The organism is Streptomyces sp. NPDC050703 (assembly GCF_040654435.1).
Classification (GTDB): domain Bacteria; phylum Actinomycetota; class Actinomycetes; order Streptomycetales; family Streptomycetaceae; genus Streptomyces.
This window is the reverse complement of sequence record NZ_JBFAHX010000048.1, coordinates 40406-52553: the sequence shown is the minus strand read 5'-3', so window position 1 is coordinate 52553 and position 12148 is coordinate 40406. Positions and strand designations below refer to the sequence as shown.

8 protein-coding genes are annotated in these 12148 nt (G+C 73.4%); 4 read left to right on the top strand and 4 right to left on the bottom strand.

What is annotated here, in order from left to right:
* The first annotated feature begins 12 nt into the window (after window positions 1-12).
* Both AB0I16_RS30855 and AB0I16_RS30850 read left to right on the top strand, forming a co-directional pair.
* Complete coding sequence (locus AB0I16_RS30855; protein WP_363252933.1) at window positions 13-3933, top strand: SDR family NAD(P)-dependent oxidoreductase; 3921 nt, start codon at window positions 13-15, stop codon at window positions 3931-3933.
* Between the two features lie 51 nt (window positions 3934-3984).
* Window positions 3985-4743: an alpha/beta fold hydrolase gene (locus AB0I16_RS30850; RefSeq protein ID WP_363252932.1), complete on the top strand. Its 759-nt coding sequence runs from the start codon at window positions 3985-3987 to the stop codon at window positions 4741-4743.
* An 82-nt stretch (window positions 4744-4825) separates the two neighbouring features.
* Here the strand turns inward: AB0I16_RS30850 and AB0I16_RS30845 are convergent, their stop codons facing one another.
* From AB0I16_RS30845 to AB0I16_RS30835, 3 genes are all read right to left on the bottom strand, one after another.
* Window positions 4826-5446 carry a response regulator transcription factor gene (locus tag AB0I16_RS30845; RefSeq protein WP_363252931.1) on the bottom strand — a complete coding sequence of 207 codons (621 nt, stop codon included), beginning with the start codon at window positions 5444-5446 and terminating at the stop codon, window positions 4826-4828.
* Between the two features lie 269 nt (window positions 5447-5715).
* Window positions 5716-6669 (bottom strand): threonine/serine dehydratase, encoded by a 954-nt coding sequence (locus AB0I16_RS30840; RefSeq protein ID WP_363252930.1) that lies wholly within the window; start codon window positions 6667-6669, stop codon window positions 5716-5718.
* 127 nt (window positions 6670-6796) lie between these two features.
* Window positions 6797-7630 carry a helix-turn-helix transcriptional regulator gene (locus tag AB0I16_RS30835; protein WP_363252929.1) on the bottom strand — a complete coding sequence of 278 codons (834 nt, stop codon included), beginning with the start codon at window positions 7628-7630 and terminating at the stop codon, window positions 6797-6799.
* A 137-nt stretch (window positions 7631-7767) separates the two neighbouring features.
* Between AB0I16_RS30835 and AB0I16_RS30830 the strand changes: the two genes are divergently transcribed.
* Complete coding sequence (locus AB0I16_RS30830) at window positions 7768-8505, top strand: SDR family oxidoreductase (protein WP_363252928.1); 738 nt, start codon at window positions 7768-7770, stop codon at window positions 8503-8505.
* A 218-nt stretch (window positions 8506-8723) separates the two neighbouring features.
* Window positions 8724-11561, top strand: a complete 2838-nt coding sequence (locus AB0I16_RS30825) for a glycosyl hydrolase (protein WP_363252927.1) — start codon at window positions 8724-8726, stop codon at window positions 11559-11561.
* A gap of 25 nt (window positions 11562-11586) precedes the next feature.
* Here the strand turns inward: AB0I16_RS30825 and AB0I16_RS30820 are convergent, their stop codons facing one another.
* Window positions 11587-12120 (bottom strand): hypothetical protein, encoded by a 534-nt coding sequence (locus AB0I16_RS30820; protein ID WP_363252926.1) that lies wholly within the window; start codon window positions 12118-12120, stop codon window positions 11587-11589.
* Window positions 12121-12148 lie beyond the last annotated feature (28 nt).

Below are 12148 nucleotides of genomic sequence, written 5' to 3'. Positions count from 1 at the left end.
CACTCGCCGCACGTGGAGCGTATCCAGGAGGCGTTGGCCGAGGTCCTGGCCGGAATCGAGCCCCTGCCCGCGACGGTGCCGATGCTCTCCACGGTGACGGGGGAGTGGCTGGCCGGGAGCGAGGTCGGCGCGGAGTACTGGTATCAGAACCTGCGCAACACCGTGCGCTTCGAGGACGCCACGCGTGGTCTCCTCGACCACGGCGTCGGCGTGTTCGTGGAGTGCAGCCCCCACCCCGTCCTCACCATCGGCGTGCGCGAGACGGTGGACGCCACCGGGGGCGACGCCGTCATGGTGGGCACGCTGCGCCGCGACGAGGGCGGCCTCGACCGGTTCCTGCTCTCGGCCGCCGAGGCGTACGTGGAGGGCATGCCGTTCGACTGGCGGGCCGTCGTGCCCGCGGGGCGGCCCGCCGACCTGCCCACCTACCCCTTCCAGCACAAGCAGTACTGGCTGGACGCTCCCCTGGACCTGCGCTTCGCGCACGCCGCCGGCGGTCTCGGCCTGGCGGACGCCGAGCACCCGCTGCTCGGTGCCGTCGTGGACCTCGCCGACGAGCAGGGCCTGGTGTACACCGGCAGGCTGGGCACGGACACCCATCCGTGGCTCGCCGACCACGCCGTCGCGCGGACGACGCTCCTGCCCGGCACGGCCTTCGCGGAGATCGCACTCGCGGCGGGCAGCGGGCTCGGCCTCGACGAGGTGGAGGAACTGACGCTGGCCGCGCCGCTGGTACTGCCGGAACGCGGCGGCGTACGACTGCGAGTCACCGTCGGCGGCGACGACGGCACCGGCCGGCGGGCGCTGAACATCGACTCCAGCCCCGAAGACGCGGCCACCGGCGCCGACTGGACGCGGCACGCCACCGGCTTCCTCACCACCGCCGAGCCCACCGAGCCCGCCGGACCGGCCGCCCCCACGCAGTGGCCGCCCGCCGGAGCCGAGCCCGTCGACCTCGACGGCCTCTACGACACCCTGGAGGAGGCCGGCTTCGGCTACGGACCCGCCTTCCAGGGCCTGCGGGCGGCATGGCGCGGCGACGGCGCCGTGTACGCCGACGTCGCGCTCGCCGAGGACCAGCACCGGGACGCCGCGTCGTTCGGTCTGCACCCGGCGCTGCTCGACGCCGCGCTGCACGCCTGCATGCTCGGCGGCCTCGTCGAAGACGCGGGGCGCCCCCGGCTCCCGTTCTCCTTCAGCGGCATCCGGTGGCACGCGACCGGCGCGACGGCGGCACGGGTACGGCTCACCACCGCCGGACCCGACGCCGTCACCCTGGAACTGACCGACGTGCGGGGCAACCCCCTGGCGAAGGTCGCGTCCCTGGTGCTGCGGCCGGTCGCCGCCGACCAGTGGGGCGCACGCCACCGCGACGCGCTGTTCCGGCTGGAGTGGGTGGCCGCACCGGCCCGTGGGGCCGCCCCCGCTCCCGTCGGCGGCTGCGCGGTCGTCGGCCCGGACGAGCTGAAGGTGGGCGCGGGCCTCGCCGCGGCCGGTATCGCCGTCCAGGAGCACGACAGCCTCGCGGCCCTCGCCGAGGCCGGGGTGCCGGGTCTCGTCGTCGTCCCGTGCCTCGCGGCGGACGGTGCCGAAGGGAACGGCGCGGCGCCGGTCGACGCGGCCCGTACCGCCGCCCTGCGCGCGCTGCGCCTCGCCCAGGAGTGGCTGGCCGACGACCGGTTCCTCGACTCCCGCCTCGTCTTCGTCACCAGCGGCGCCGTCGCCGCCGGCCCCGACGAGGACGTGCCCGACCTCGCCGACGCGACGGTGTGGGGTCTGATCCGCTCGGCGCAGTCTGAGAACCCCGACCGGTTCACGCTGGTCGACGTGGACGGACACGACACCTCCTGGCCCGTGCTGTCCACCGCACTCACCGCGTCCGAGCCGCAGTCGGCCGTGCGCGGCGGCGACGTACTGGTGCCGCGCATCGCCCGGTCCCGGCCCTCCGACGCGGAGAGCGGGCTCACGTTCGCGCCCGGCGGCACCGTCCTGGTGACCGGCGCCACCGGCATGATCGGCGGCCTCGTCACCCGCCACCTGGTGGCCGGACACGGCGTACGGCACCTCGTCCTCGCCAGCCGCAGCGGCGCCGCCGCCCCCGGCGCGGAGGACCTGCGCGCCGAACTGACCGGCCTCGGCGCGCACGTCACGCTCGCCGCCTGCGACGTCACCGACCCCGCCGCCCTGGCGGCACTCCTGGCCGATGTGCCCGCCGACCACCCCCTGACCGGTGTGGTGCACTCGGCGGGCGTCCTCGACGACGCGACGATCAGCTCGCTGACCCCGGAGCGGCTCGACACGGTGTTCCGGCCCAAGGTCGACGCGGCCTGGCACCTGCACGAGCTGACCCGCGGCCTCGGCCTCTCCGCGTTCGTCCTGTTCTCCTCCGCCGCGGGCATCCTCGGCAGCCCGGGGCAGGGCAACTACGCGGCGGCCAACGCCTTCGTCGACGCCCTCACCCACCACCGCAGGGCCGCGGGACTGCCCGCGACCTCGCTGGCCTGGGGCCTGTGGGAGACGGCGAGCGCGATGACCGGCGGCATGGCGGAGAACGACGTGGCGCGGATGTCGCGCTCCGGGTTCGCGGGCCTGACCCAGGAGCAGGGCCTGGCGCTGTTCGATCTCGGGTGCGCGGCGGACGAGGCGGTCGTGGTGCCGATGCGGCTCGACATCGCCGCCCTGCGCGGCGGCCCCGACGAGGTACCACCGCTGCTGCGCGGCCTGGTGCGCCCGCGGGCCGCCAGGGCGACCGCGGCGGCGAGCGAGGAGCCGCTGGCGCAGCGGCTCGCCGGACTCACGGAGGAGGAGCAGGTGCGGGAACTCCAGCTGCTCGTCAGGGACCAGACGGCCGCGGTGCTCGGCTACGCACCCGAGGAGCTGGACGTCTCGGGCTCCCTGGCCCAGCTCGGCCTCGACTCCCTGACCGCGCTGCAACTGCGCAACCGCCTCGCCGGCGTGACCGGCCTCCGGCTGCCCACCACGGTCGTCTTCGACCAGCCCACGGGGCCGGCGCTCGCCGCGTACCTGCGGCGCGAACTCGCCACGGCGACCGGGCCGCGGGACGACGCCCCCGCGTCCGCCGCCGCCCTCGCGGTGGAGGACACGCTCACCGGCCTCTACCGGCAGGCCTGCGAACTCGGCCGGTACGAGGAGGGGTGGCAGATGGTGAACGCCGCCGCGCTGGTGCGGCCGGTCTTCGAGACGCCGGACGAGGTGCCCGCCCTGCCGCCGGTCACGCTGGCGACGGGCCCGGCGACCCCGCTGCTCTGCTTCCCGCCGTCGATGGCGCCCTCGGGACCGCACTACTTCGGCCGCTTCGCCCCCGTGTTCGCGGGCGAACGCGACGTGACCGTGCTGCCCCACCCCGGCTTCGCACCGGGGGAGAAGCTGCCCGCGACCAGGGAGGCGGTCGTCGGCTTCCAGGCCGACGCCGTCCAGCGGCAGGCAGGGGGCCGCCCCTTCGTCCTCCTCGGCTACTCCTCGGGCGGCTGGATGGCCAACGCGGTCGCCGCGCTGCTCGAACGGCGGGGCAGTGCGGCGCAGGCGGTGGTACTCCTCGACACGTACACAGCCACGTCCTCGTTCGAGGACCGCCTGGAGGAGGCACTGCGCAAGCGCGCGGCCAACAGCGACGCGTTCGAGCTGATGACCGGGGCCCAGCTGACCGGACAGGGCGGCTACCTGCGGATCTTCGACGACTGGAAGCCCGAACCGCTCGACACGCCGACACTGTACGTGCACGCCACCTTCCCGCCCGGGGAGTCGCGGGCGCTGCCGACCGAGGACGACTGGCAGCCCCAGTGGCCCCTGCCGCACGAGGGAACCGACGTCCCCGGCGACCACTTCACCCTCATGGACGACCACTCGGAGTCGACCGCGCACGCCGTACGGACCTGGCTGGCGGAAGCCCCGATCAGCGAGAACTCCGCCTGAGCACCCCAAACCGAACCAGTACCGACAACCACAGCAGAACGGACGACCAACATGACTGCTACCGACGGCAGCGACCTCTGGCTCCGCCGGTTCCACCCCGCACCGGACGCCCCGGTACGGCTGGTGTGCTTCCCGCACGCGGGCGGCTCGGCGACCTTCTACTTCCCCGTCTCGGCGGCGCTCCAGAGCGACAGCGACGTGACGGCCCTGCAGTACCCCGGCCGCCAGGACCGGCGCTCCGAGCCGAACGTCGACGACATCGGCGTACTGGCCGACCGCATCGCGCCCGTGGTGGCGCCGCTGTTCGACCGCCCCGTGGTGTTCTTCGGGCACAGCATGGGCGCGATCATCGCCTTCGAGGTCGCGCGCAGGCTCCAGGAGCAGGGGCACACGCCGGCGATGCTGTTCGCCTCCGGCAGGCGCGCGCCCTCGACACGGCGCGAGGAGAACGTCCACCAGCGCGACGACGACGGGATCGTCGCCGAGATGAAGGCCATGAGCGGCACCGACGCCCAGGTCCTCGGCGACGAGGAGCTGCTGCGCATGGTGCTGCCCGCCATCCGCAGCGACTACCGGGCCATCGAGACGTACGGGCCCGTCGACGCGACCGTCGACTGCCCGATCACCGCCCTGGTGGGCGACGACGACCCCAAGACGACGGTGGCGGAGGCCGACGCGTGGCGCGCCCACACGACGGCTGCGTTCGACATCCGGACGTTCCGCGGCGGCCACTTCTACCTCAGCCCGCGGGCGGCGGAGGTGATCGCGCTGACGCGTGAGGCGCTGCGCGGCGCGGTGGCCGTCGGCTAGCCGGGTGTGCGGCCGGGGGCCGGACGAGAAGGCGGTCCGGCCCCCGCCGCGTCGGACGTGTGCGCCGCGCCGCGGTCGGCGCTCAGATGTAGCCCGCGCGCACCGCGTAGGCCACGGCGTGGGTGCGGTTGCGCAGGTGCAGGCGGGAGGTCAGGTTCTGCAGGACGTTCTTCACCGTCCGCTCGGAGTAGGCGAGCTTGTCCGCGATCTGCGCGGTGTCGAGACCCTCCGCCACCAGCTGGAGGACCTCGACCTCACGGGGCGTCAGGCCCATCGTGGGGAGCCCCGCCGGTCCCGGTGCGCCGCTCTTGAGCTGCCCCATCCGGGTGAGGAAGGTGCCGAGGAGATCGGCGGGCAGGTCGCCCTCGCCGCGGTGGGCGGCGAGGATGGCGCGGAGTAATCGCGCGGGCGTCGCCTCTCTGCGCCAGACGATCGAGGTGACGCCGCATCCGGCGACGTTCAACAGGTCGGCCTCCCGCATGCGTTCGACCACCAGGACCGGCCGGGCGCCCTCGCCGTGGACGAGGTTGCGCAGGCGCAGCAGAGTCGTCTCGTCCACGGACCCGACGACGAGCAGGGCGACGTGGCCGCTCTCCCGCTCGGCGGTGCCCGTGTCCACCCACTCGATCTCGGGGTACCCGCGGAGCTGGCTCAGGACGCCGGCCCGGGAGAGGGGGTCCGATGTGTGAACGGACAACCGCACCCGCTCAGTCGTAGGGTCACTCTCGACGGTCTGCCGCACGGGCTGTAGCTCCTTTGCGCTTCCACGAAGGCCAGGGCCGAGCACGGCAGACACGGGTGTGCACCGCTGCCCCTCGTCGACCACATAATCAGCTGCCGCGGTCGGGACCCAGGAGGCGCCGTGTGTTCCTGATCACCAGATTCCGGACCACCAGCGTGGGCCCGGCCGCTCACGTCCCGCTGATGTTCCGCTGATGTCCGGCCCGCCACCTGCGGAGTTGATGTCCTCCGTCATCCCGCGTAGCCGGTCACGTCGTCCACCGAGACGTTGCCGCCGCAGACCACCAGGCCGAGCCGCGTCTCCTCGCCGGTCTTGGCCAGGACCCGGCGCGCGGCCGGGAGGAGGCACCCCGCCGCGGGCTCGGCCCACACCTTGGCGTGCTCGGCCAGCTCCCGCACGCCGGCGAAGGCCTCCGCCTCGGGCACGACCAGCACCTCGTCGACCAGGTCGCGCACCATGGCGTACGTCAGCGGGGACACGGTGGGCGCGCTCAGCGTGGAGATGCGGGAGTCCACGCTCACCTGCACCGGCCCACCATGGGCCAGAGCCTGCGACATCGCGTCGGCGCCGCTGGTCTCCACACCCCACACCCGCACGCCCGGCCGCAGCACCCGCAGCGCCGCCGCCACACCGGCGATGAGACCACCACCGCCGATGGACACGAGGACGTCCGTCAACTCGCCCGAGTCCGTGGCGAGTTCGAGACCGACGGTGCCCTGGCCCGCGATCACCACCGGGTCGGCGAACGGATGCAGCAGCGTGAGCCCTTCGGCCTCCAGCCGCTCCATGAGGGCGAAGGCCTCGGCCATGGTCGCGGTCAGCCGGACGTCGGCGCCTGCGGCACGAGCGGCCGCCACCGAGCGCGCCGGGGCGGTCCGCGGCATCACCACCGTGGCGCGCACCCCGAGGGAGGCGGACATCTCCGCCACGGCGACGCCGTGGTTGCCCCCGGACACCGCGACCACCCCGGCCGCGCGCTGCTCACCGGTGAGCGAGAGCAGCTTCAGGGCGGCACCGCGCACCTTGAACGAGCCGGTGCGCTGCAGCAGTTCGAGCTTGACCGTGACCGGGACGCCGAGCAGCGCGCTCAGCCCCGGACTCGGCAGCGTGGGGGTGCGCACCACGTGCCCGGCGATGCGTGCCGCCGCCGCCTCCAACTCCTCGACACCGATCGTGGTGCTCATGGTGCTCCCCTCCACGCTGTGGTTCGCGTACGCCGTCTCCGCATGCACGAGGTGGCGGCATGCACGAGCACGATACGTGGCGGTGCGGACGGTGGAGGTGCCGTTCACCGCAGAGGTGATCCGTTCCTCACGGGGAGATCCGGTGCGCGGTGGCGTGGATCGAGCCGAGCAGGCCGAGGGCCTGGGCGCTGGGGCTGCCGGGTTCGGCCTGGTAGATGATCAGTTGCTGGCCTGGGGCGTCCCGTACGTCGAAGGACTGGTAGGTGAGGGACAGGGCGCCGACGTCCGGGTGGAGGAGGTGCTTGGCGTCCTGGGTCTTGCCCCGCACGGCGTGGGTGCTCCACAGGCGGCTGAAGTCCGTGCTGTGCTCGCTGAGCGCGCCGACGAGTTCGCGCAGCCGCGGGCTGTCCGGGTCGACGCCGGCCGCCTGCCGCAGATGGCCCACCAGGGCTTGTGCCGTGCCGCTCCACCGGGTGTAGAAGTGCCGGCCCGCCGGGTCGAGGAAGGCCATGCGGGCCAGGTTGTCCGCCGGTTCGAAGGGGGAGTGCAGCGCCTCGGCCAGGGCGTTGGCCGCGAGGATGTCCAGGGTCCTGTTGATGACGAACGCCGGGGCGCCCGGGTAGCCGTCCATCAGCTGGCGGAGGGCCGGGCCGACCTGGTCCGTGGTGTGGCCGAAGGGGATGCCCGGCACTGTCCCGGCCAGTCGGTGCAGGTGCGCGTGGGCGTCGGCGTCCATGTGCAGGGCGCGGCCGAGCGCGTCGAGGACCTGGGCCGACGGGTGGCGTTCGCGGCCCTGTTCCAGCCGGGTGTAGTAGTCCACGTTCATCCCGGCGAGGACGGCGACCTCCTCACGGCGCAGCCCGGCGACCCTGCGCACTCCGTAACTGGCCATGCCGACGTCCTGCGGTCGCACGGCGGCCCTGCGTGCGCGCAGGAACTCTCCCAGGTGGTTGTCGGTCATGCCGACCAGGCTAGACGGGAGGAGCGGGGTGCTGCCTGGGTGTGGCGCACCCAGGCGGCGAACGTCCTGGTCGGGGGTCTTCGGCCCGCCCAGACTCGGTCGGGCAGGACAGATCGACGCCGAGAGGAACAGCGAACATGACGAACACGGACAGCAAGGTCGTGGCGGTCACCGGAGCGAGCAGCGGGATCGGCGAGGCGACCGCCCGCAGGCTCGCCGCCGACGGTCACCGCCTGCTCCTCGGGGCGCGGCGCACCGACCGTCTCGAAGCACTGGTGAAGGAGATCGCCGCGGCCGGGGGCACCGCGGAGTTCCAGCGGCTCGACGTCACGGACGCCGCCGACGTCCGGGCCTTCGTGACCGCGGCCCGTGAGAGGTACGGCCGTCTCGACGCGGTCGTCAACAACGCCGGGGTGATGCCGCTCTCGCCGCTGGAGGCGCTGAAGACCGACGAGTGGGACCGCATGATCGACGTGAACGTGCGGGGAGTCCTGCACGGGATCGCCGCCGCGCTGCCCGTGATGCGCGCCCGGGGCGGCGGCCACTTCGTCAACGTCGCCTCGGTCGGCGCGTACGAGATCTCGCCGACCGCCGCGGTCTACTGCGCCACCAAGTTCGCCGTCCGCGCGATCTCGGAGGGACTGCGCCAGGAGTCCGGCGGGGACATCCGGGTCACCCTCGTCTCCCCGGGCGTGACCGAGTCCGAACTCGCCGACGGCATCTCCGACCCCGTCGCCAGGGAGGCCATGAGGGCCTACCGCGCCGTGGCCCTGCCCGCCTCGGCCATCGCGGACGCCATCGCCTACGCCCTCTCCCAGCCCGCGGAGGTCGACGTCAACGAGATCGTGGTGAGGCCGGCCGCGAGCGCGCAATGACCGTTTTCGCCCCGAGGAGGTGATCGCGGTCGGGCGTCCGGGCCCGGGGTCAGGACGCCACGCGCGCACGACGTGTCGCCGCCGGGCGGGGGCCGCCGCGCCGGCGGGGCCCCCTTCACGCCTGCCCCAGCTATTGACGCTTGTGTTCAAGAGTTTTACGTTCCTCGACACATGAGAGCGCTCTCAGAGAGCCTTTCCTTCATGACGAGGTGCCGTCCATGCCAGACTCCCTCGCACGACCCGCCCCGCACGGCAGACGATCCGAACCCGCCCCGCAGGGCAGACGACCCGCCCCGCACGGCAGACGGGCCGCCGCCCTGGTGCTGGCCGCCGCGCTGGCCGCCATCGGCCTCGGCCCCGCCGCCACTCCGGCGGCCGCCGCCAACGTCCCCGTAGGTTCCGGCAGCTACTCCGACACCCGCCCCGCGGGAACCTCCGGGCCGACCACCAACACCGGCGCCCCCGTGACCCCCAAGGTCACCGCGGCCGCCAAGGGCAAGCCGGTCCCCACCAACGACTGGTGGTCGTCCCTCGCCTACCAGCGCTACGGCGACAACCCGTACTCCACCCCGATGTACGGACACCCGCTCACCTACCAGGCCACCGCCGGCGGCCTGGAGGTCGGCCACCCCACGAGCCCCGCGGTCGTCGGCGAGGGCCGCCAGTACGAGTACGCGCACAAGCGCGACCTCACCCTCGGCCTGACCGGGCTCAACTCCCCGGACACCAGGGCCGACGCGTGGTCCGACTGGACCGTCACGCCCTACTGGTCCGACGGCACCCGCACCCTGCGCACCACCATCGGCCACGGCCTGCCCTTCGTCTACGCCAAGGGCTCCGGCGGCGACGCCCGGATCACCACCGCCGCCGCGCCGGCCGTCTTCGCGGACCAGGGCAACGTCCTCGGCATCACGGTCGGCGGCCACCACTACGCCCTCTTCGCCCCGAGCGGCAGCGACTGGACCGTCTCGGGCTCCACGCTCAGCGCCGGTCTGGGCGGCAAGGACTACTTCTCCGTGGCCGTCCTCCCGTCGACCGCCGCGCTCGCCACGTACAAGAAGTACGCCTACAGCTTCGTCACCGGCTCCAAGGCGAGCTGGTCCTCCTCGGCGGGCTCGGTGAAGGCGACCTACACCCTCACCACGCAGGCGCAGGAGGGCAGCGAGACCGGCACGCTCCAGGCCCTCTACCGCCACCAGTGGCTGCACACCGACGACCCGCTGACCTCCTACACCTACCCGTCGCCGCGCGGCACGATGAAGGTCCGCGAGGGGAAGTCCTTCACCACCACGCAGAAGTCCTCGGCCGTCCTGCCCGCCCTGCCGAAGTCGTCCGGCGTCGACCGGACGCGCCTGAAGAACCACCTCGACGACGTGGCGAACGCGGCCGACCCGTTCTCCGGCGCCACCGACACGTACTGGACGGGCAAGGCGCTCGGCAGGCTCGCCCAGCTCGTCCCCGTCGCCGACCAGATCGGCGAGAGCGCCACCCGCGACAAGCTGCTCGGGCTGCTCAAGGGCCGCCTCCAGGAGTGGTTCACCGCGGGCGGCGCGAGCGAGTTCTCCTACGACAAGGACTGGAAGACGCTGATCGGCTACCCGGCGTCGTACGGCAGCGACACGGAACTCAACGACCACCACTTCCACTACAGCTACTACGTCTACGCGGCGGCGATCGTCGCCCAGTACGACCGCGCGTGGGCCGCCGACTCCGCCTGGGGCGGCATGGTCAAGACCCTCATCAAGGACGCCGCCAACCCCGCCCGCGGCGACTCCGCCTTCCCCTTCCTGCGCGGCTTCGACGTCTACGCGGGCCACAGCTGGGCCTCCGGGCACCAGGGCTTCGCCGCGGGCAACAACCAGGAGTCCTCGTCGGAGTCGACCAACCTCAGCGCGGCCCTGGTGCTCTGGGGCTCGGCCACCGACGACGCCGAACTCCGCGATCTCGGCGCCTACCTCCTGACCACCGAGTCGGAGGCGATCGCCCAGTACTGGTTCGACGCCGACCAGCAGGTCTTCCCCTCCGCCTTCGGCCACGACACGGCCGGGATGGTGTGGGGGAGCGGAGCGGCGTACTCCACGTGGTGGACGGCGAACCCGGAGGAGATCCACGGCATCAACGTCCTCCCGGTCACCGGTGGCTCGCTGCACCTGGCCGGAGACAAGGCCGCGATCCGGCGCAACCTCGCCGAGATGGTGCGGGAGAACGGCGGCCCCGCCGTCGAATGGCGCGACATCCTCTGGGAGTTCGAGTCGCTCGCCGATCCGGCCGCCGCCAAGGGCAAGTGGGACGTGGGCAACGCCGGTTACACGCCCGAGCAGGGGGAGTCCAAGGCGCACACGTACCACTGGATCAACACCCTCGACGCCCTGGGCGCCCCCGACACGACGATCACGGGCGACATCCCGACGTCGGCGGTCTTCAGCAAGGGGACGACGCGCACCTACGCGGCGCACAACTTCGGCGCCTCGCCCCGCACGGTCACCTTCTCCGACGGCGCGACCCTCACGGTCCCCGCCCGCTCCACGGCCACGGGCACCGGGACGGGCGGCGGCGACCCCGACCCCGACCCGCCCACGGGGAACGTCTTCCAGCTCCGCGGCGGAGGCACGCTCACCACGGCGACCGGCGCCACACCCGGCAGCGACACCATCGCGTCGGCGGGCGGCACCAACCACGACGGCACACCGCACCAGCCACTGGTCTACGAGGCGAAGAACGTCAACGGCACCCTCGCCTCCGGCAAGTCCACGGCCTTCCGCCTCCAGGTGGACGCGGGCACCGCGGTGGGCCTCGGCCAGCAGGCCAGGATCAGCTACGACCTCACCGGCGACGGCACCTTCGACCGGACGGAGACGTACCGCTACTTCGCCACCGACCCGGTGAACGGCTGGGAGACCTACGGCGACGGCAGCGGCCTCAAGTCGTCCACCGGCTCCCTCGGTGACCTGAAGGGCGGCACGGTGCGCCTGGAGGTCTGGTCGGCCATCGGCAACGCCCCGGCGAAGCTCAGGACCGGATCGGCCGACTCCACCCTGACGATCCCGTTCGGCTGACTCCCGTCCCCCACACGACGTCGGCCTACCCGCCGTACGCCTTCCGGCGCGGCAGGGGGCCGACGTCGGCGTGGCGGCCGGGGCGCAGGGCGGCGTGCCGCTGCCCGGGGCCCGGTCCGTTGCGGGCGGCGAGCGCGTCGGCGACGGCACCGGTCGCGAAGGCGTAGACGGCCTTGTGCAGCACGTCGACGACGAGCTCCTTGCGGGGCCAGGTGGACGGCGGGGCGCCGACGCCGGTGGCGTTCTCCAGGATCTGGTCGTTGGTGAGACGCACGACGGTGAACTTCGCCGAGGCCAGCGGGCCGCGCGGGCCGGACTGGGCCATCAGCGAGCGCACCACGCCGAGCAGGGCGGCCTGACCGAAGTGCATGGCCCAGTTCACCGGCACGGGCTGCTTCCCGGGGTGTTCGGGCAGTCCGGCCAGGCGCTGGAGCACCCGTGCGGGGACGTGGGAGTCGGGCCGTCGGGTGAGGGCCTGTTCGAGTTTCTCGCCGAGGGTCATCACGACGCCTCCGGCGGTGCCGGCGATCAGTCCCTGCCACAGTGCGCGCTTGATCATGCCGTCACGGGTACCCGCGCCGGGCACA